Below are 20,551 nucleotides of genomic sequence, written 5' to 3'. Positions count from 1 at the left end.
CGGTGCCGGTCAGTCGGTGCCGGTCAGCGAGGTGGCCGGCAGCCAGCCGGCGTCCAACAGCTCGGCGATCTCCTGGAGGCCGGCGGTGTCGCCGCCGGCGGTCGAACCGGTCACCGCGAGCCGCTCGACCATCACCCGGGCGACGTCCTCCTCCACCGTGTCCTGCGCGAAGGCGACCCGCCAGGGGGACACCTGGTGGTCCCGGTGCGTCCGGCCGGTCACCTGCCGGGCGCCGATGCCGGAGAACCGGGGCTGGTGGAACAGGCCGACACGCGGCGTGGTGGAGGCCGTGCGGCCGTCGGGCAGCAGCTCTCCGGCGTGCAGGCTGATCGACGCGGTCACGGTGAAGACGCAGACCGGCGCGTCGCCGCGCTGGAACCGCAGCCGCTCGGCCTCCACGTCGAAGCGGTCCCGGCCGTAGATGCCGGCGACCGCGACGCCGCCGTCCAGCAGCGCCGCGCGGATCGGGTCGGCCGCCGTCTCCACGAACTCGACCGACACGGCGACCTGGCGCCCGGCCTCGACCTGCGCGCGCACCCAGTCGACCGTCGCCTCGGCCCGGATGAGCCCCGCCTTCTGCCGGAACCGCAGCAGCGCCGCCCGTCCGCGGGCGGTCTCCCGGCCCCGCCGCGCCAGCTGCATCTCGGCGCGGAACTCCGACCACTCGGCCTCGTACTGCGCGCGCTCGGCCGGGGTCAGCGCGACCGGCGTCCCGGTCACCGACACCGGCCCCCAGGGTGCGGGCCGGTGCAGCGTCGCGGGCGGGTCCGTGTCGGCCAGCCAGCTGCGCAGCCGGGCCAGGTCCGCGCGGCGCTCGTCGGCGTCCTCGGTCCAGGCCCACCCGTAGCGCGCACGTTCCACGTGGAACCCGTGCGCCGCGAGCCGCGACGGCAGGTCCGACCACTCCCGGAGCGGCTCCCCGTGCACGGCGGCGAAGTGCGGGGCCAGGTAGGGCAGCTCCAGCGGGCTGTGCGCCGGCGTCGCCGTTGCGAGCAGCACGAAGGGGGCGTCCTTCACCCGCGCCGCCCCTGAGACGGTCCGCCAGTGCTTCCACCGCTGCGTCGTGGTGTGCCGGACCATGTGCGCCTCGTCGGCGACGACGACGTCGAACCGCTGCCCGGTCGCCTTCATCAGCCCGGCGACCTTGCCCAGCCGGTCCCAGGTGGTGACGCACCAGCGCAGGCCCTGCCCTCCGTCCGCGGCGCCGCCGAACGCCGCGATGGACCGGACCCAGTGCGGCACGGTGATCGCCGCGGGCCGGTCGGCGACCACGAGCACGGTCCGCACCGGCCGCTGCCCGGCGATCTGCTGCACGGCCAGGACGGCGGTGCCCGTCTTGCCGACGCCCGGGTCGTCGCCGAGCAGGAACATCCGGCCGCCGGCGGCCGCATGCGCAGCGATCCCCGCGGACCCGGTGACCTGTTCCGGCCGCGGGGTCATCGGCCGGGCCGGCGGCACGGGGCGCGGGACGTCGTTGAGCTCGTCCTCGACGAAGCGCTCGAACGTGTACGGCGGCGGGTCGTAGGGCGCCAGCTCGGGCGGGAGCTCCCGGCCCACGTACACGTGCGCGGAGAGGCCCGCGTGCCAGGTCGCCCCCGGTGCCGGCGCGCGGAAGGGGACGGCGAGCACCCACACCCGCTCGCCCGGGCCCGCCACCGGCAGGTCGGGCGCGGCGGCGCGCGGCCGGGTCGCCCGCGCGGGCGCGGGCCGCGCAGGAGCGGCGGAACGGGTCGAGGAGCGCCGACGGCGTCCGGGCACAGAGGTCTCCTGAGGGCGACGACGAGGGGCAGGTGACGGGACCGGGCGCCCAGGAGGCGCGCGTCGACGCTAACCGCGGCCACCGACGAACCGGTGCAGTGACATGGGCCCGGCCTCATCTGATGGGATCGGGGGATGACCGACCCGATCCGACTGGCGGCCCGCACGCTCGGCGAGGCCGGGCCCCGGGTGGTGTTCGTGCACGGCCTGTTCGGCCAGGGCAAGAACTGGACGACGATCGCGCGGAAGCTCGCCGAGGACGGTCACCGGGTCACCCTGCTGGACCTGCCCAACCACGGGCACTCCCCGTGGACCGACCGGGTCGACTACGGCGACATGGCCGAGTTCGTCGCGGCGGAGATCGGGCTGCTCGGGAACCCGGTCACGCTGGTCGGGCACTCGATGGGCGGCAAGGTGGCCATGCTGCTCGCCCTGCGCCGGCCGGAGCTCCTGCGCGGCCTCGTCGTCGTCGACATCGCCCCCACCGACTACCCCGAGAAGGGCGGCCGGACCGAGGACCCCGACGAGGAGGCCAGCCCGTTCGCCGCCTTCATCGAGGCGATGCAGTCGATCGACCTCGACGCGCTGGGCACCCGCGAAGAGGCCGACCAGCGCCTGCGGGACGCCGTGCCGAGCACGATGGTCCGGTCCTTCCTCCTGCAGAGCCTGGTCCGGGACGGCATCGGTGCCGGCGGCGGCTGGAAGTGGCGGCTCAACCTGGAGACGCTGGCCCGCGACCTCGGCGAGCTGCGCCGGTTCCCCGCTCCCCCGCCGGGCGCGAGCTACGACGGGCCGGTGCTGTGGATCGCCGGCGCCAACTCCACCTACGTGCTCGACGAGGACCGGCCCCGGATGGACGCGCTGTTCCCCGCCACCCGGCTGGTGCGGGTCAAGAACGCCGGCCACTGGGTGCACTCGGAGCAGCCGGAGGTCTTCCTCGAGGCGGTCCGGCGGTTCCTCCGGCAGGTCGAGCAGTGAGGCAGGCCGAGCAGTGAGGCAGGTCGGGCAGTGACGACGTGGCCGCGGCCCGTCCCCGTGATCGGCGACCGCACCTCCGCCACCGAGCGCGCCGCCGACCCCACCGGCTGGGCGCTGCCCGGCCCCGACCGGGCCGGGCTCTACCGCACCATCAGCGCCCGCCGGGACATCCGCCGCTTCCGCCCCGATCCGGTGCCCGAGGAGGTCCTCACCCGGGTCCTCACCGCCGCGCACCAGGCGCCGTCGGTGGGCCACAGCCAGCCGTGGCGGTTCGTCGTCGTCCGGGACGCCGCCCTCCGGGACCGGGCCGCCGTGCTCACCGACCGCGAGCGGCTCCGCCAGGCGGCACAGCTGGACCCGGATGCCGGCCGCCGGCTGCTCGACCTGCAGCTGGAGGGCGTGCGGGACGCGCCGCTCGGCGTGGTCGTGTGCTGCGACCGGCGGACGCCGGCGGCCGGGGTGCTCGGCCGGGCCACGTTCCCCGACGCCGACCTCTGGAGCTGCGCCGCGGCGGTCCAGAACCTGTGGCTCGCCGCCCGCGCCGAGGGACTGGGCCTGGGCTGGGTGACCCTCTTCCGGCCCGAGGACCTCGCCGGCCTGCTGGGCCTGCCGGACGGCGTGGTCACCCTGGGCTGGCTGTGCCTGGGCTGGCCCGACGAGCGGCCGCCCGACCCGGGGCTGGAGCGCGCGGGCTGGTCGCGCCGGCAGCCGCTGACCGACGTCGTCCTCACCGACCGGTGGCCGGCCGAGGACGGCGAGGAGCCTGCGTCTCCCCCGTCCCGGCTGCGCGCCCCCGACCAGCCCGCGGTGGTCGCCGCCCGGGACGCCGGCGACCGGCTGCTGACCCCGCCCGGCTCGCTGGGCGTGCTCGACAGGGCGGTCGACCGGGCGGTCGCGCTGGGGCACGCGGACCTGACCGGCGGGGTCCTGGTGCTCGCCGCTGCGGACCACCCGCTCGCGGCGCACCGGGTGTCGGCCTATCCGGGCGGCACCACCCGGGACGTCGTGCGGGCCGCCGTGGCCGGGACGGCGGTCGGGGTCACCGCGGCCCGGGAGGCCGGGCTGTCGCGCGTCGTCGTGGTGGACGCCGGGGTCACCGGACCGGCGGTGCCCGGTGCGGTCGCCGTCCGCCCCGCGGGCCCGCGGGGCGACCTGGTGACCGCCGTCGCGATGACCCCGGCGGACGCCGAGCGGCTCGTCGCCGCCGGTCGGGAGCTGGGGCAGCAGCACGGCCGCGGTGGGCTCGTCGCGCTCGGCGAGGTCGGCGTCGCGAACACCACCGTCGCGGCGGCGCTGGCCTGTGCGCTGTTGCACGTGGAACCACGGGAGGTGGTCGGCCTCGGGTCGGGGGCGGACTCCACGATGCTCGACCGCAAGCTCTCCGCGGTCGGCGCAGCGCTGGCCCGCGCGGGCACCGACCTCTCCCCGATGGCCGCGTTGAGCGAGCTGGGCGGGCCGGAGCTCGCCGTGCTCGCCGGGGTGACGCTCGGGGCCGCCGGCGCCGGGGCCGTGGTGGTGGTCGACGGGTTCGCCACCTCGGTGGCGGCGCTGGTGGCCGTCCTGCTGGAGCCGGCCGCGCAGTCCGCGCTGGTCGCCGGGCAGCGCAGCCGGGAGCGGGGGCACGAGCTGGTCCTGCAGGCCCTGGGCTGCGAGCCGTTGCTGGACCTGCGGCTGCGCGCCGGCGAGGGGGTCGGCGCCGCGCTCGCGTCCGGGCTGCTCCGTCAGGGGCTCGCCGTCCGCCGCACCGCCGCCCGCGTCGACCGCTGACCTCACCCTCCCGGGGGAACTCCGCTGATCACCGCGCCGCCCCGGCTCGTACGCTCGCCGGAACGAGGCGAGCCGGACGGTCGGCCTGCCGGGGACGACGGGGACGAGCAGATGACCTCTGGGGACGGCCAGCCGTACTACGGAACGCAGGACGGCGGCGGGTGGAACCCGGCGCCCTACGGGGGTCAGCCGGCCGGTCCGCCGCCGCAGGGCCCCCCGTACCCCGGACCGCACGGTCAGCCGTACGGGTACCCGTACGCGCCGCCGCGGCGCACCAACGGGCTGGCCATCGCGTCGATGGTGCTGGGCATCGTCTGGATCTACTGGATCGGCAGCGTGCTCGCCCTGGTCTTCGGCTACATCGCCAAGCGCCAGATCCGGGAGCGCGGCGACGCCGGTGGTGGCATGGCGACCGCCGGCATCGTGCTCGGCTGGGTCGGCATCGGTTTCCTGACCCTCGGGCTCGTGGCGGCGATCGCCACCGCCTGACGGCCTGACCGCCTGACGGCCTGACCGCCTGGTCAGCAGGCGACCGGGCGTCCATGCTGGTCAGATGCGTGAGGAGTGGTTCCCGCACCGGCCGCACCCGGCGCTGCGCGGGTTGGTCACCGCCGCGGTCGGCTACCGCCAGGAGGGGCTGCCGGCGGGCGTCCACCGCGGGCTCCCCTCGCCGCACCTGACGCTCGTCGTCACCCTCGACGAGCCGCTGCGGATGGCCGCCCACCCCGATCCGCGCCAGGCCCCGGGCGAGTTCGACGCGCTGCTCGGCGGCCTGCACACCACCCCCGCGCTGATCAGCCACCCGGGGCGGCAGGCCGGCGTCCAGCTGGCCTTGACCCCGCTCGGTGCCCGCCGGCTGCTCGGGCTGCCGGCCGGTGAGCTCGCCGCGCTCGACTGCCCGCCCGCCGACGTGCTCGGCCGGGCCGGCGCGGAGCTGACCGAACGGTTCCGCGCAGCGCGCACCTGGCCGGAGCGGTTCGCGGCACTGGAGCGGGTGCTGCTGCGCGGCGTGCGGGACAGCGGCCTGCGGCACGGCGGCGCGCCGGACGGCGGTGCGCCACCGCCCGAGGTGGCCGAGGCGTGGCGGCTGACCACCGCCTCGGGTGGGCGGATGCGGGTCGCCGAGATCGCCGCCCGGGTCGGCTGGTCGGAGCGGCACCTGGGCGCGCGGTTCCGCACGGAGACCGGCCTGTCGCCCAAGGAGGCCGCCCGCGTCGTCCGCTTCGACCGGGCCCGCCGCGCGCTGGCCGCCCGGGTGGGCGCCGGCCGCAGCCCGGACCTCGCCGGGCTGGCCGTCGCCGCCGGCTTCGCCGACCAGGCGCACCTGACCCGGGAGTGGCGGGCGTTCAGCGGCCTGTCCCCCACCCGCTGGCTGGCCGCCGAGGTCCGATTCGTGCAAGACGGAGGCCCGCCGGTGACGGCACGATCATCGGCATGACGACTCCCGACGCTCCGCTGCCCACCGTCTGGCCCGCCTTCCGCGCCCGGGACGCCCGCGGCCTGATCCGCTTCCTCGTCGACGCGTTCGGTTTCGAGGAGACCGCCGTGTACGGCGACCAGCCCGACGGCGGCGGGGACGTCGTCGCCCACGCGGAGCTGTCCTGGCCCCTCGGCGGGGGCGTCATGCTCGGCTCGGTCCGGGACGACGGCGCCTGGCCGGTGCAGCCCGGGAGCGCGGCCACCTACCTGGTCACCGACGACGTCGACGCCGCGTACGCCCGGGCGCGGGCCGCCGGTGCCGAGGTGCTGCAGGAGCTCCACGACGCCGGCCACGGCCGGGAGTTCGCCGTCCGTGACCCGGAGGGCAACCTGTGGAGCGTCGGGACCTACCGGGGACAGCCGCGGCGGGGGTGAGCGGTCAGCCGGCCAGGCCCTGTCCGAGGAGGCCCTATCCGAACAAGCCCCGGACGTCGTCGGCGGTCAGCGCACCGGAGGCGAGGGCGCCGTCGTCGACGACGCGGGAGAACAGCGCCTGCTTGCGGGCCTTGAGCTCCATCACCTTCTCCTCGATGGTGCCCACCGCGACCAGCCGGTAGACGAGAACGGTCTTGTCCTGGCCGATCCGGTGCGCCCGGTCGACCGCCTGGGCCTCGCTCGCGGGGTTCCACCAGGGATCGAGCACGAAGACGTAGTCGGCCTCGGTGAGCGTCAGCCCGAAGCCGCCGGCCTTGAGGCTGATCAGGAACACCGGCGCGGTCCCGGTGCGCCACTCCTCGAGCCGTGCGTCCCGGTCGCGCGTCCGCCCGTCCAGGTAGACCCAGTCCACGCCCTCGGCGGTCAGCCGGTCGCGGATGCCGCCCAGGAACCGGGTGAACTGGCTGAAGACCAGCACCCGGTGGCCCTCGGCGACCACCTCGCGCAGGTGCTCGAGGAACGCGTCGGCCTTGCTGGACCGCACGTCGGCGTAGGCCGGGTCGACCAGCGCCGGGTCCAGGCTCAGCTGCCGCAGCAGGGTCAGCGACCGGAAGATCGTCATCCGGTTCTTCTGCATGTCCTCGACCAGCCCGAGGACCTTGCTCCGCTCCCGCTGCAGGTGGGTCAGGTACAGCTTCTCGTGCCGCGGGTTGAGGACCACCTCGAGCACCTGCTCCTGCTTGGGCGGCAGCTCGGCGGCGACCATCTCCTTGGTCCGGCGGCGCACCAGGGGGCGGATCCGCCGGCGCAGCACGGCCAGCCGCTCGGCGTCGCCGTCCCGCTCGATCGGCGTCCGGTACTGCTCGGTGAACCGCTGCGGATCGGGGAAGAGCCCGGGCGCGACGATCGACATCAGCGCCCACAGGTCCATCACGCTGTTCTCCAGCGGCGTGCCGGTCAGGGCCAGCTTGACCGGCGCCTCGAGCCGGCGCGCGCACTGGTAGGTGCGCGCCCGGTGGTTCTTGACGAACTGGGCCTCGTCGAGCACCAGCCCGCGCCAGGGCAGGGACGTCCACGCGTCGGCGTCGATCCGGAAGAGGGCGTACGAGGTGAGGACGACGTGCGCGCCGGCCACCCGCCGAGCCAGCGAGGTGCCCCGCTTCCGCTCGGTCTCGTCCACGGTGACCACCCGGAGCCCCGGCGTGAACCGGGCCGCCTCCCGGGCCCAGGTGGAGACCACGCTGGTCGGTGCCACCACCAGCGCGGGCGCGGCGTCCAGCTCCCCGGCCTCGTGCGCCCGGGCCAGCAGGGCCAGTGTCTGCAGCGTCTTGCCCAGCCCCATGTCGTCGGCGAGCACACCGCCCAGCCGGTGGTCCCACAGGAACGACAGCCAGCCGTACCCCTCGTGCTGGTAGGGCCGCAGCTGCGCGGCCAGCCCGGCGGGCACCGGCGGTGGGGCGGCGTGCTCGGCGTCGATCAGCCCGCGCACCTCGCGGGTCCAGCGCTCGCTCTGCTCCTCCACCACCCCCAGGCCCATCAGCTGCTCCCAGAGCGCGACCTGGTACCGGCTGACCTTCACCCCGTCCCCGGGAACGTCCTGGAGCGCGCGGGCCTCCTCGATCAGCAGCCGGAGCTGCTCGAACTCAGGGCGCTGCAGGGAGAACCAGGTGCCGGACAGCAGCACCAGCCGGGTGCGGCCGGCGGCCAGCGCCTGGAAGAGGGTGGCGAACGGCACGTGCTGGCCGTCCATGGTCACGGTGACGCCGAGGTCGAACCAGTCGGACTCCCGGCTGTCCCGGGCGGTGAAGCTGATCTGCGGCGCGGAGTGGGTCTGCCGGTAGGCGGTGGGGGTGCCCACGACGGTGATGTCGACTCCCCCGTCGGCGCGCAGCGCGGGGAGCACGTCGGTGGTGAACTCCAGCGCCTCCATCCCGGACAGCTCGGCGGTCGCCGCCAGCCGGCGCCCCGGCGTCCAGAGCTCCGGCAGCCCGCCGACCGGGCCGGGGAGCGCCTCCACCAGCCGTTCCTCCGCCGCCGGGTCCCGGCCGGAGCCGGCGGGGACCAGCTCGTCGGCAGCCGCCGGGGAGAAGGACCGGTGCGCGCCGTAGCGGACCGACCAGGTGACGCAGACCGTCCCGTCGCCGGGGTAGCGGGCCTCGACGGCGAGCCGCGGCGGCAGGACGTCGGGCAGCTCCACGGAGCCGTCGGCCGAGATGACCGGCAGCGTCTGCCGCAGCCCCGGGTACCAGTCGCGCAGGAACCGGTCGACGTCACCGGCCGGGATGCCGATCGTGCCGCCCCGCATCACCAGGCCGGCCAGCGCGGGCGGCGCCGGCCGGTCGAGCCGGGCGAGCAGCAGACCGGGCGCGCCGTCGGCCGCCTCGTCCCGGCGGGGCCCGTCCACGGTGACCCCGTGCGGGGGGACGCCGAGGAAGGACAGCCGCCCGGGGTCGATCGCGCGGCCGTCGACCCGCAGCACGGCGGACAGATCGGTGGAGTCGCCGTCCCGGCGCAGGTCGACGGCCACGTCCGCGGCGTCGGCGAGCAGCCGCACCGGCCGGTGCGGCCGGTCGGCGGTCAGCAGCGGGACGCCGTCGGCGACGGCCTCGGCGAGCAGCCGCCACAGCCCCGGGCCGAACTCGTGCAGGTACACGTCGGTCGGGGCGTAGGAGTAGTACTGGTTGCGCGCCGCCTGGTGGGTGGCGTGGAGGGCGCGCAGCGCGGCCAGGTGCGCCGGGTCCCAGCCGGCCCGGACGCTGTCGTACTGCAGCTGCCGCCAGGAGACGCCGGTGCGCACCCAGGAGCCCCGCTTGCCGGGCATCACCGGGTGCAGCCGGACCAGGCGCTGCCGGCTGCCCGGCGCGCCGACCGAGGCGCGACCGCGCCCGGGCCCGGGGTCGACCAGCTCGAACTGCAGCCCGATCGGCACCGCCGCGCGGGCCTCCGGCGCGGCGGCGCCCACGAGCTCCTCGAGCTCCTGCTCCCAGCTGCGCACAGCGGTGCGCCGGGCGTCATGGAGGGCCGGCCGCAGGGACAGCAGGACCGCCACGGCGTGCTTGCAGTCATCGCCCACCGGGCAGGTGCAGGCACCGGCCCAGCCGACCCGGCCGCCGTCGGTGCGGACGACGGTCGTCCGGTACGGCGTCGGCGCGCCCCCCTGGACCAGCCCGGTCAGCCGGCGGGCGTCGTCGGCGAGCCGGACGTCGAGCACGCTGCGCGCGACGTACGCCCGGGCGCGGTCGAGCACCTCCGGCCCGACCGCGTCCTGCAGTGCCGCGTCGGTGACCATCTCCTGCCAGGCGCCGAGCACCCGGCCAGGTTACGGCCGCCCACCGACCGGACCGGGGAAGCGAGCCCACGGGGACGACCACCAGCGGGTGACACCGAGTCGCCGTCCGGGCCCCCGACGGGCCAGGATCATGGGCCATGAGCTCCGACCGTGCCGGACAGCCCGCGCAGCCCAGTGACCTGGTCGACGTCGCGCACCTGGTCACCGCCTACTACACCGTCGCGCCCGATCCGGAGGACGTCGCGCAGCAGGTGGCGTTCGGGACCTCGGGCCACCGCGGCTCGGCGCTGGACGGCGCCTTCAACGAGCCGCACATCCTCGCCACCACCCAGGCGATCTGCGAGTACCGGGCGCAGCAGGGCTACGACGGTCCGCTGTTCATCGGCCGCGACACGCACGGCCTCAGCGAGCCGGCCTGGGCCAGCGCGCTGGAGGTGCTGGCCGCCCACGACGTCCCCGTGCTGGTCGACGCCGCCGACGGGTACACGCCCACGCCCGCGGTCAGCCACGCGATCCTCACCGCCAACCGTGGCAAGACCAGCGGTCTCGCCGACGGCATCGTCGTCACCCCGTCGCACAACCCCCCGCGGGACGGCGGCTTCAAGTACAACCCGCCCAACGGCGGACCGGCCGACACCGACGCGACCGGCTGGATCGCCCGCCGGGCGAACGAGCTGCTGCGCGCCGGCCTGGAGGGCGTGCAGCGGATCCCGTTCACCCGCGCCCGTGCGGCCGCCCAGCCCTACGACTTCCTCGGCACCTACGTCGACGACCTGCCGAGCGTCCTGGACCTGGCCGCGGTCAAGGACGCCGGGGTGCGCATCGGCGCCGATCCGCTGGGCGGGGCGAGCGTCGACTACTGGGGCGAGATCGCCGAGCGGCACGGGCTGGACCTCACCGTGGTCAACCCGCTGGTCGACCCGACCTGGCGGTTCATGACGCTGGACTGGGACGGCAAGATCCGGATGGATTGCTCGTCCCCGGCGGCGATGGCCTCGCTGATCGGCAAGCGCGCCGACTTCCAGATCGCCACGGGCAACGACGCCGACGCCGACCGGCACGGCATCGTCACCCCCGACGGCGGGCTGATGAACCCCAACCACTTCCTCGCCGTCGCGATCTCCTACCTGTTCTCGCACCGCCCGGAGTGGGGGGCGGGGACGGCGGTGGGCAAGACGCTGGTGTCCTCGTCGCTCATCGACCGGGTGGTCGCCGACCTCGGCCGCCGGCTGGTGGAGGTGCCGGTCGGGTTCAAGTGGTTCGTGCCCGGCCTGCTCGACGGCACGGTCGGGTTCGGCGGCGAGGAGTCGGCCGGCGCGTCTTTCCTGCGCCGGGACGGCAGCGTGTGGACGACGGACAAGGACGGCATCCTGCTCGCCCTGCTGGCCGCCGAGATCCAGGCGGTCACCGGGAGCTCGCCGTCGCAGCTGCATGCGTCACTGACGGAACGCTTCGGCGAGTCCACGTACGCGCGGGTCGACGCCGCCGCCAGCCGGGAGGAGAAGGCGAAGCTGGGCAAGCTCTCCCCGGAGGCGGTCACCGCCACCGAGCTGGCCGGCGAGCCGATCACCGCGAAGCTCACCCGGGCCCCCGGCAACGACGCCTCGATCGGTGGGCTGAAGGTCACCACGGAGAACGCCTGGTTCGCCGCGCGGCCCTCGGGCACGGAGGACGTCTACAAGATCTACGCGGAGTCCTTCCGCGGCCCCGACCACCTGACCGAGGTCCAGGAGGAGGCCCGGGCGGTGGTGAGCGCCGCGCTCGCCGGCTGACCCCAGCGGCCGACGTCGCGTCTCCGGCCGCTCAGGTGCGGGTGAGGTACCCGCCGAACACCATCCCGGCCAGGGACAGGACGGGGACGGCGACCATCAGGGCCATCGCCGCGCGGGGGAAACGGGCCATGTCCTCGCCGGTGCGGGGGTCGACGACCGGGTCGCCGGGCTCGCGCCGGGCCCCCCGCACCAGCCAGGTGACGTACCCCGCGAGCACGAGGGCGGCGGCCGCGGTCACCAGTCCGGCGGGCTGGCCGAACGCCGCCGTCTCGCCGGCACCGAGGGACCACAGCCCGTCGGCGAGCAGGGCGCTGGCCAGTCCGACGACCACGGCGGTGGCCAGGTCGCGCCAGGTCAGCGAGCGGATCAGCCCCCGCCAGATGCCGCCGGCGGTGACGGGGACGGGCATCCCGAGCGCCTCGGCGACCTCGTCGGCGTACTCCCCCGGCTCGCCGAACGCCTCGCGGGGGTCCTCGCCGGTCTCGGCGAGGTGGCTCTGCACCTCGGCGAGCACCTCGCCGATCCGGGTGCCGGGGACGTCCCGGAGCCGCAGGGCGAGCAGCAGGTCGTCGCACCAGCCCTGGTCGGTGGTGCTCAGCCGGTACTCCACGGGAGCCTCCTCAGGCGGGGACGTGCGGGGACGACAGCAGGGCGGCAGCCCGCTGCGTGAAGGCGTGCCACTGCTCCGTGCGCTCGCCGAGGGCGCTCGTCCCGGCGCCGGTGAGCGTGAAGAACTTGCGGCCGGGACCGGCGTCGCCGGCCTCCCAGGACGACGTCACCAGCCCGTCGGCCTCGAGCCGGGCGAGGATCGGGTAGAGCGTGCCGCCCTTGACCGAGCCCAGCCCGGCGTCGGCGAGCCGACCGGCGATCGCGTAGCCGTACGTCGGGCCGTCGGCCACCACGCGCAGCACGCACAACGACAGCACGCCGCGCATCCACTCGCCAGGCCACCGTTCCTCCACCACGCGGTAGACAGTACGGCTTACTAGTCAGTCTGGCAAGCTAGATGCGCGGCGTGCACGCGGGAGGTTGGTCTAGCTGACGTCCTCGTCCACCCAGTCCAGGGACTTGGTGACCGCCTTCTGCCAGTTGCGGTAGTAGCGCTCCCGCTGGTCGTCGGCCATCTGCGGCTCCCAGCGCTTGTCCTCGGCCCACTTCGCGGTCAGCTCGTCCAGGCCGTTCCAGAAGCCGACCGCCAGCCCGGCCGCGTACGCCGCGCCCAGGGCGGTGGTCTCGGCGATCTTCGGCCGGATCACCGGCACGTCGAGGATGTCGGCCTGGAACTGCATGAGCAGCTCGTTGCCCACCATGCCGCCGTCGACCCGCAGCTCGGTGAGGTCGACCCCCGAGTCGGCGTTCATCGCGTCGAGCACCTCGCGGGTCTGGTAGGCGGTCGCCTCCAGCACGGCGCGGGCCAGGTGTCCCTTGTTGACGAAGCGGGTGAGCCCGACGACGGCGCCACGGGCGTCGGACCGCCAGTGCGGCGCGAAGAGCCCGGAGAACGCCGGCACGAAGTACGAGCCGCCGTTGTCGTCGACCGAGCGGGCCAGGTCCTCGATCTCGGGCGCGCTCTTGATCATGCCGAGGTTGTCCCGCACCCACTGCACCAGCGAGCCGGTGACCGCGATCGAGCCCTCGAGGGCGTAGACCGGCTTGGCGTCGCCGAGCTGGTAGCACAACGTGGTGAGCAGCCCGTTCTTCGACGGGACGGCCTCCTCACCGGTGTTGAGCAGCATGAAGTTGCCGGTGCCGTAGGTGTTCTTGGCCATGCCCTTGGTGAAGCAGACCTGGCCGAAGGTGGCGGCCTGCTGGTCGCCCAGCGAGCCCGCGATCGGCACGCCGGCGAGGAAGCCGGCGGCCCGGCCCTTGCCGTAGACCTCGGAGTTGGACCGGATCTCCGGCAGCATGGACATCGGGACGCCCATCTCCTCGGCGATCGCCGGGTCCCAGGCCAGCGTGCGGTAGTCCATCAGCATGGTCCGGGAGGCGTTGGAGACGTCGGTGAGGTGCAGGCCGTTGTCCGTCCCCCCGGTCATGTTCCAGATCAGCCAGGCGTCGATGGTGCCCATGAGCAGGTCACCGCGCTCGGCGGCGTCCCGCGCGCCGTCGACGTTGTCCAGGATCCAGCGGACCTTCGGCGCGGCGAAGTAGGTGGCCAGCGGCAGGCCGACCCGGTCCTTGTACCGGTCGGCGCCGCCGCCGAGCGCACCGAGCTGCTCGACGATCGCCGCGGTGCGGGTGTCCTGCCAGACGATCGCGTTGTAGACCGGCTGGCCGGTGCTCTTGTCCCACACGACCGTGGTCTCGCGCTGGTTGGTGATGCCGACGGCGACGATGTCCGAGACGCCGGCGTCGCTGCGGGCGATGGCCTGGCCCACCACCTCACGGGTGTTCCGCCAGATCTCCATCGGGTCGTGCTCGACCCAGCCGGCGCGCGGGAAGATCTGCTCGTGCTCCTTCTGGCCCACCGACACGACGGCGCCGTCGTGGTCGAAGAGCATGCAGCGGGTGCTCGTGGTGCCCTGGTCGATCGCGGCGACGTACTGAGCCACGGGAGCCTCCTTGCTCGGTCGTGTCCTGCTACGGGTCGGATGGGGTCCGGGGTCCGCGTGGGGGAAGGCTGCTCGCCTCCGACCCCGGGTGGAAGAGGGGTCAGATCGAGACGTGCGAGAAGAGCCCCGCGATGACGCCGCCGATGATCGGGCCGACGACCGGCACCCAGGAGTAGCCCCAGTTGCTGTCACCCTTGCCCCGGATGGGCAGCACCGCGTGGGCGATGCGCGGGCCCAGGTCGCGGGCCGGGTTGATCGCGTAGCCGGTCGGCCCACCCAGCGAGGCGCCGATGCCGACGACCAGCAGCGCGACGGCCAGCGGGCCGAGCTGGCCCGGGGTGTCGCCGAACCGCAGGATGATGTAGACGAGCACGAACGTGCCGATGATCTCGGTGACCAGGTTGTCCGCGGTGCTCTTGATCGCCGGGCCGGTGGAGAAGGTGCCCAGCTGGGTGCCGGCGGCGTCGGGGTCGTTGTAGTGGGCGCGGTAGGCCAGGAACGCGACGACAGCGCCGAGGAACGCCCCGACCAGCTGACCGGCCACGTAGACGAGCGTGCTGGCGACGCTGACGTCGACCCCGGGCGCGTACTCGTCCGTGCCGCTGGCGAGCAGGCCGAGCGTCACCGCCGGGTTGATGTGCGCCCCGGAGGAGGCGCCGGCGTAGACACCGGCGAAGACGGCGAGCCCCCAGCCGAAGATGATGACGATCCAGCCGCCGCCGTTGCCGTACGTCCTGGGCAACGCGACGTTGGCGACCACGCCGACGCCCAGCAGCAGCAGGATGCCGGTACCGAGCACTTCACTGAAGAAGACGGTCCACAGACTGGTCGTGTCCACGCGCGGCTCTCCTCATCATCGGTGATGCGGTGCCGCCGCCCGGCCGGTGCGGGGGGACGACGGCTGGCCGGGTGACCGTAATCACAGTGATCAACACCCGGCAACGGGTCGGTGTACGACCATGTCGGACGGGGTGTCTGCTCAGCGGAAGTGCCGGTCGCCCCACGCGATGCTGAGCCGGACGGCGCGCTCCCACGCCGCGTACTCGGCGTCGAGCTCGGCGGCCCGCTGCGGGCGCGGCGACCACTGGGCCGAGCGGTGCCAGTTCCCGCGCAGTGCTCCGGTGTCCGACCACATCCCCACGGCCAACCCGGCCGCGTACCCGGCACCCAGGCTCACCGTCTCCCCCACCATCGGCCGCACGACCGGGGTGTCGAGGACGTCGGCGAGGAACTGCATGAGCAGGTTGTTGGTCGTCATGCCGCCGTCGACGCGCAACGCGGACAGGTGCAGCCCGGAGTCGGCGTCCATCGCCCGGACGACGTCCCGGGTCTGCCACCCGGTGGCCTCCAGCACCGCCCGGGCCAGGTGGCCCTTGGTGACGTAGGAGGTCAGCCCGGCGACCAGCCCGCGGGCCTCCCCCTGCCAGTGCGGGGCGAGCAGCCCGGAGAAGGCCGGCACGATGTAGCACCCGCCGTTGTCGTCGACCGTGCGGGCGAGGGTCTCGACCTCCGGGGCGGAGCCGATCAGGCCCAGGCCGTCCCGCAGCCACTGCACCAGGGCGCCGGTGACCGCGATCGAGCCCTCCAGCGCGTAGTGCGCCGGCTCCCCCGCCAGCTGGTAGGCGACCGTGCTGATCAGCCCGTGCGCCGAGTGGACCAGCTCGGTGCCGGTGTTCTGCAGCAGGAAGCTCCCGGTCCCGTAGGTGCACTTGGCCTCGCCGGGGGAGAAGCAGGTCTGCCCGAACAGCGCGGCCTGCTGGTCGCCCAGGGCCCCGCCGATGGGCACCGGCACCGGCAGTGCGGTCGCCGTCCCCAGCACCCCGATCGAGGGCCGGATCTCCGGCAGCATCGCGGCGGGCACCCCGAAGAAGTCCAGCAGGTCGGGGTCCCACGCGCAGGTGCGCACGTCCATCAGCAGCGTGCGGCTGGCGTTGGTGACGTCGGTGACGTGGACGCCGCCGTCCGGTCCGCCGGTGAGGTTCCAGATCAGCCAGCTCTCCATCGTCCCGAAGAGCAGCTCGCCCTGTTCGGCGCGCTCCCGCGCGCGCGGGACGGCGTCGAGCACCCAGCGCAGCCGCGGGCCGGCGAAGTAGCCGGCGATCTCCATGCCGGCGCGCTCCCGCACGATCGCGGCGTCCGGCCGGGCGGACAGCTCCTCCACCAGCGGGCCGGTGCGCGTGTCCTGCCAGACCAGCGCCCGGAGCACCGGCCGGCCGGTGGCCCGCTCCCAGACGACCGTCGTCTCCCGCTGGTTGGCGATGCCCAGCGCCACCACGCGCCCCGGGCGCCCGGCCACGTCGCGCAGCACCTGGGCCGCGGTGAGCTGGGTGTTCGCCCAGATCTCCTCCGGGTCGTGCTCGACCCAGCCCGGCCGGGGGAAGAACTGCCGGTGCTCCCGCTGGCGGACGGCGACCAGCCGGCCGCCCCGGTCGAAGACGATCGCCCGGGTCGAGGTGGTCCCCTGGTCGACGGCCAGGACGTAGCGCTCGGTCACGACCGCACCAGCTCCCGGGAGACCGCCGCGGCCGCCTCGAGCACCATCTCCAGCAGCGCCGGGCGGACCGCGCCGGCGCTCCCGAGCACCTCCGGCACCGGTGCGGTCACCCCGAGCGCGGCGACCACCAGGCCGCCGGCGCCGTGCACCGGTGCCGCCAGCCCGCCCTCGCCGGGGACGCGCTCCTCGCGCTGGACCGCCCAGCCGCGCCCGCGCACCGCCTTCAGCTCGGCGGCCAGCTTGGCCGGGTCGACCATCGTCGCGGCGGTCGACCGCTCCAGGCGGGGGTCCGCCGGTGGCCGGCTGGCGGCCGGCCGGAAGGCCAGCAGCACCTTGCCCAGGGCCGTGGCGTGGGCGGGCAGCGCGGCACCGACCTCCAGCTCCTGGGCGGAGTCGTCGGGCCGGAAGACGTGGTGGACGACGACCACCTGCAACCCGGCCAGGGTGCCCAGCCGCACCGAGCAGCCGCTGCGGGCGGCCAGCGAGTCGCACCAGTTCGAGGCGCGGGACCGCAGCTCGTTGGCGTCGAGGTAGTGGGACCCGAGGTCCAGCAGCCCGGTGCCCAGGCGGTACCGCCCGGAGTCGGCGTCCTGCTCCACGAACCCCAGCGACAGCAGGGTGCGCAGCAGCCCGTGGGTGGTGGTCTTGGCCAGCCCGACGACGCCGGCCAGCTCGGTGACGCCCATCTGGCCGCCGGATCCGGCGATCGCGCGCAGGATCGCCGCAGCGCGCTCCAGAGACTGCACACTGCCCGGCATGGCGGCACGGTAGGCCAGATCCGTCCGACGATGTCGAACGCGCGACGTCGACGGTGGAGATCCACCCCGCCTAACGTGGCTGCCCAGCCCTTCCCGTCGGAGGTGTCGGAATGACCGCAGTCCCCCCGCTCGGCCCCGAGCAGCGTGCCCGGGCCTGGGCCGAGCTCGCCACGACCCAGTTCGAGGTGCTGGTCGTCGGTGGCGGCGTGACCGGCGCGGGCGTCGCGCTGGACGCCACCACCCGTGGCCTGCGGACCGCGCTGGTCGAGGCGCGCGACTTCGCGAGCGGCACGTCGTCCCGCTCGTCGAAGCTCTTCCACGGCGGCCTGCGCTACCTGGAGTCCTTCGAGTTCACCCTGGTCCGCGAGGCGCTGCACGAGCGCGACCTCAGCGTCACCCGGCTCGCCCCGCACCTGGTCAAGCCGGTGCCCTTCCTCTACCCGCTCACCCGCCACTGGGAGCGGCCCTACGTCACCGCGGGGCTGACCCTCTACGACGGCCTGGCCCGGGTCGGCGCGCTGTCCACCCCGATGCCGATGCAGAAGCACCTGACCCGCACCGGTGCCCGCAAGCTGTTCCCGGCGCTCAAGCCCGACGCGCTGGTCGGCGCCGTCCGCTACTTCGACGCGCAGGCCGACGACGCCCGGCACACGCTGAGCGTCGCGCGCACCGCCGCCCTGTACGGCGCCACGGTGCTCAACTCGGCCGAGGTCGTGGCCTTCTCCCACGCGGGGGGCCGGGTCACCGGCGTCCGCGTGCGGGACGTCGAGACCGGGCAGGAGGTCGACGTCCGGGCCGAGGTCGTGGTCAACGCGACCGGCGTGTGGACCGACGACATCCAGACCCTCGTCGGCGGCCGCGGCCGGTTCCACGTGCGCGCCAGCAAGGGCGTGCACATCGTCGTCCCGCGTGACCGGATCAACGGCGAGACCGGGCTGATCCTGCGCACCGAGAAGTCCGTGCTGTTCGTCATCCCCTGGGGCAGCCACTGGATCGTCGGCACGACGGACACCGACTGGACGCTGGACAAGGCGCACCCCGCGGCGTCCCGGGCGGACATCGACTACATCCTCGAGCACGTCAACGCCGTCCTGGCGGTGCCGCTGACCCACGACGACATCACCGGCGTGTACGCCGGGCTGCGCCCCCTGCTGTCCGGTGAGTCGGAGCTGACCAGCCAGCTGTCCCGCGAGCACGCGGTGGCCCGGCCGATGCCCGGCGTCATCGCGGTGGCCGGCGGCAAGTACACGACCTACCGGCCGATGGCCGCCGACGCGGTGGACGCCGTCGCCGACGACGTGACCCGGCCCGTTCCGCACAGCGTCACCGAGAACATCCCGCTGGTCGGTGCCGAGGGGTACGCGGCGATGGCCAACTCCCTCGACGCGCTCGCCGAGCGCTGGGGCATCCCGCACTTCCGCGCCGAGCACCTGCTCAACCGGTACGGGTCGCTCACCCCGGAGGTCCTGTCCCTGGCCGCCGACGACCCGACGCTGCTCGAGCCGGTGCCCGGTGCCGAGGAGTACCTCATGGTCGAGCTCGTGTACGGGGTGGCGCACGAGGGCGCCCAGCACCTGGACGACCTGCTCGCCCGCCGCACCCGGATCTCCATCGAGACCTCGCACCGCGGGGTCGACTCGGCGGAGCCGGTGGCCCGTGCGGTGGCCGGGGTCCTCGGCTGGGACGAGGGGCGGATCGCCAACGAGGTGGACAGCTACCGCGCCCGGGTCGACGCCGAGCGGCGTTCGCAGGAGGCGGCCGACGACCAGGCCGCGGACGCCGTCCGGGCCGCCGCCCCCGACACCCGCGCGGTGGCCGTGGGCCGGGCGCTGCACTGAAGGTCGCCCTTCCGGGCTCCACCGCGGCCACGTGCCGTCCCGGCCGTCGCTGAGCCGTTGCCCGGGTCGCCGGCGGGACCCTCCGGGTCCGCACCGGCGCCCCGGACGGCCTCGCGGCCGGTCATCCGTACCGGCGGTGGGTTCGGTCGTGGGCCGGGACCGATGGCAGGGTAGGGGCATGCCGAACCTCGTCGGGCGCGCGCGCAACGCCGCGGCGCCGGATCACCAGCAGGTCCCGCCGGCCGAGCGGTGGACCGGGCCGCTGCACGCCGTCGCGGAGGGCCCCGGCCGGGCCGCGCGCGAGGCGGACGAGCAGGTCCCGGCGCTGTGCGGCCAGCGGGTCGAGATCGTCGCGGTCGAGGACGTCCCCGACGACACGGGCCTGTGCCAGGCCTGCCAGTACGCGTGAGCCGTGCCGTGGACGCCGTCGACCTGCTCCGCGAGCTCGTCCGCACCCCGACCATCTCCGGGGACGCCGCCGCGCAGCGCGCCGTGCTCGGCGCGGTCGCCGACGCGGTCACCGCCGCCGCACCGCACCTCCAGCGCCGGGACGGCACCGACCGGGACCAGCCGTGGACGCTGCTCACCTCCCCCGCCGCCCCGGACCGCCCCCGGCTGCTGCTGGCCTGCCACGTCGACACGGTCCCGGCCGCCGATCCGGGCAGCTGGCAGCGCGACCCGTTCAGCGCCGAGCTGGACGGCGGGCGGATCTGGGGCCGGGGCGGGTCGGACATGAAGGCCGGGGTCGTCGCGTCCGCGGCCGCGGTGGCCGCCGCGGACCCGGAGACCCCGGTCGCCCTGCTGCTCACCAGCGACGAGGAGACCGGGTCCCGCGGTGCCGCGGCCGCCGCCGGCGCGGTCGCCGAGCTGGCCGTCGGCGCGGTCGTCGTCCCCGAGGCCACCGGCAACCGGGTGGTGCTCGGCCACAAGGGCGCGCTGTGGCTCCGGGTCCGGGCAGAGGGTGTCGCGGCCCACGGCAGCACCCCCGAGCGCGGCCACAACGCGCTCCTGGACCTCGTCGCGGTGCTGGGCCGGGCGGGCGAGCAGCTGCCCCTGGGCACCGAGCCGTTCCTGGGCCGGGAGACCTGGAACCCGGGCGTGCTGCGCAGCGGCACCGTGCCCAACGTCGTCCCCGACCGGGCCGAGGCCGTCGTCGACCAGCGGCTCGTCGGCACCGGCGACCAGCTGCGCACCTGGTGGCAGCAGCAGCCCGAGGTGGCCGGCATCGACGTGCTGGTCGACCTGCCGCCCGTGCGCACGCCGGCCGACGACCCGTGGGTCACCACCCTGCCCGCGGAGGTCGAGCCGACGCCGGCGACCTACTTCACCGACGCGTCGGTGCTCACCGGCGTCACCGGCCGGGCCCCGATCGTCGTGTGGGGGCCGGGCACGCCGGCGGTCATGCACGCGGTCGACGAGTACGTCGAGCTGGCCGAGGTGCACCAGGCGGTCACCGCCTTCGGCGACGTGCTCAGCCGGTGGCGTTGATCG

General features: G+C 75.2%; 17 protein-coding genes. 9 read left to right on the top strand and 8 right to left on the bottom strand.

Annotation, left to right across the window (positions count from 1 at the left end):
* Positions 1–9: 9 nt before the first annotated feature.
* The gene (locus HL189_RS21475; protein WP_369135773.1) at positions 10–1,758 is read right to left on the bottom strand and encodes a DEAD/DEAH box helicase family protein; all 1,749 of its coding nucleotides are present in this window, start codon (positions 1,756–1,758) and stop codon (positions 10–12) included.
* Positions 1,759–1,893: 135 nt separating this feature from the next.
* On the opposite strand from HL189_RS21475, the gene HL189_RS21470 reads away from it, so the two are divergent.
* The 5 genes from HL189_RS21470 (at position 1,894) to HL189_RS21450 (ending at position 6,357) form a co-directional block, all read left to right on the top strand.
* On the top strand, positions 1,894–2,736 hold the full coding sequence (locus HL189_RS21470) for an alpha/beta fold hydrolase (RefSeq protein ID WP_369135772.1): 843 nt from the start codon (positions 1,894–1,896) through the stop codon (positions 2,734–2,736).
* A 30-nt stretch (positions 2,737–2,766) separates the two neighbouring features.
* Positions 2,767–4,503 (top strand): 5,6-dimethylbenzimidazole synthase, encoded by a 1,737-nt coding sequence (gene bluB, locus HL189_RS21465; protein ID WP_369135771.1) that lies wholly within the window; start codon positions 2,767–2,769, stop codon positions 4,501–4,503.
* Positions 4,504–4,614: 111 nt separating this feature from the next.
* Entirely contained in the window at positions 4,615–4,992 is a 378-nt protein-coding gene (locus tag HL189_RS21460; RefSeq protein WP_369135770.1) for a DUF4190 domain-containing protein, read from the top strand.
* Between the two features lie 64 nt (positions 4,993–5,056).
* Positions 5,057–5,941: a helix-turn-helix domain-containing protein gene (locus HL189_RS21455; protein ID WP_369135769.1), complete on the top strand. Its 885-nt coding sequence runs from the start codon at positions 5,057–5,059 to the stop codon at positions 5,939–5,941.
* Positions 5,938–6,357 carry a VOC family protein gene (locus HL189_RS21450; protein ID WP_369135768.1) on the top strand — a complete coding sequence of 140 codons (420 nt, stop codon included), beginning with the start codon at positions 5,938–5,940 and terminating at the stop codon, positions 6,355–6,357. Before HL189_RS21455 ends, HL189_RS21450 begins: the two co-directional genes overlap by 4 nt.
* A gap of 34 nt (positions 6,358–6,391) precedes the next feature.
* On the opposite strand, the gene HL189_RS21445 is transcribed toward HL189_RS21450, so the two are convergent.
* Entirely contained in the window at positions 6,392–9,667 is a 3,276-nt protein-coding gene (locus tag HL189_RS21445) for an SNF2-related protein (protein ID WP_369135767.1), read from the bottom strand.
* Between the two features lie 116 nt (positions 9,668–9,783).
* On the opposite strand from HL189_RS21445, the gene pgm reads away from it, so the two are divergent.
* The gene (pgm, locus tag HL189_RS21440) at positions 9,784–11,418 is read left to right on the top strand and encodes a phosphoglucomutase (alpha-D-glucose-1,6-bisphosphate-dependent) (RefSeq protein WP_369135766.1); all 1,635 of its coding nucleotides are present in this window, start codon (positions 9,784–9,786) and stop codon (positions 11,416–11,418) included.
* Positions 11,419–11,449: 31 nt separating this feature from the next.
* Here pgm and HL189_RS21435 read toward each other — a convergent pair whose 3' ends face one another.
* The 6 genes from HL189_RS21435 to HL189_RS21410 form a co-directional block, all read right to left on the bottom strand.
* Positions 11,450–12,028, bottom strand: coding sequence for a hypothetical protein (locus HL189_RS21435; protein WP_369135765.1), 579 nt, complete (start codon positions 12,026–12,028; stop codon positions 11,450–11,452).
* A gap of 10 nt (positions 12,029–12,038) precedes the next feature.
* On the bottom strand, positions 12,039–12,383 hold the full coding sequence (locus HL189_RS21430; protein ID WP_369135764.1) for a PadR family transcriptional regulator: 345 nt from the start codon (positions 12,381–12,383) through the stop codon (positions 12,039–12,041).
* Positions 12,384–12,452: 69 nt separating this feature from the next.
* On the bottom strand, positions 12,453–13,970 hold the full coding sequence (gene glpK, locus HL189_RS21425; RefSeq protein ID WP_369135763.1) for a glycerol kinase GlpK: 1,518 nt from the start codon (positions 13,968–13,970) through the stop codon (positions 12,453–12,455).
* 100 nt (positions 13,971–14,070) lie between these two features.
* Positions 14,071–14,808 carry an MIP/aquaporin family protein gene (locus HL189_RS21420; protein WP_369135762.1) on the bottom strand — a complete coding sequence of 246 codons (738 nt, stop codon included), beginning with the start codon at positions 14,806–14,808 and terminating at the stop codon, positions 14,071–14,073.
* Between the two features lie 141 nt (positions 14,809–14,949).
* Positions 14,950–16,464: a glycerol kinase GlpK gene (glpK, locus tag HL189_RS21415; RefSeq protein WP_369135761.1), complete on the bottom strand. Its 1,515-nt coding sequence runs from the start codon at positions 16,462–16,464 to the stop codon at positions 14,950–14,952.
* Positions 16,461–17,222 (bottom strand): IclR family transcriptional regulator, encoded by a 762-nt coding sequence (locus HL189_RS21410; RefSeq protein ID WP_369135760.1) that lies wholly within the window; start codon positions 17,220–17,222, stop codon positions 16,461–16,463. Before HL189_RS21410 ends, glpK (HL189_RS21415) begins: the two co-directional genes overlap by 4 nt.
* Positions 17,223–17,332: 110 nt before the next feature.
* Between HL189_RS21410 and HL189_RS21405 the strand changes: the two genes are divergently transcribed.
* From HL189_RS21405 to HL189_RS21395, 3 genes are all read left to right on the top strand, one after another.
* Positions 17,333–19,060: a glycerol-3-phosphate dehydrogenase/oxidase gene (locus HL189_RS21405; protein WP_369135759.1), complete on the top strand. Its 1,728-nt coding sequence runs from the start codon at positions 17,333–17,335 to the stop codon at positions 19,058–19,060.
* Positions 19,061–19,238: 178 nt separating this feature from the next.
* The gene (locus tag HL189_RS21400; RefSeq protein ID WP_369135758.1) at positions 19,239–19,469 is read left to right on the top strand and encodes a hypothetical protein; all 231 of its coding nucleotides are present in this window, start codon (positions 19,239–19,241) and stop codon (positions 19,467–19,469) included.
* Entirely contained in the window at positions 19,466–20,548 is a 1,083-nt protein-coding gene (locus HL189_RS21395; protein WP_369135757.1) for a M20 family metallopeptidase, read from the top strand. The genes HL189_RS21400 and HL189_RS21395 overlap by 4 nt, the downstream gene beginning before the upstream one ends.
* Positions 20,549–20,551: the final 3 nt, after the last annotated feature.

It is taken from the genome of Modestobacter sp. I12A-02662 (assembly GCF_041028325.1).
GTDB lineage: Bacteria > Actinomycetota > Actinomycetes > Mycobacteriales > Geodermatophilaceae > Modestobacter.
This window is presented reverse-complemented; position numbering and strand designations above follow the sequence as displayed.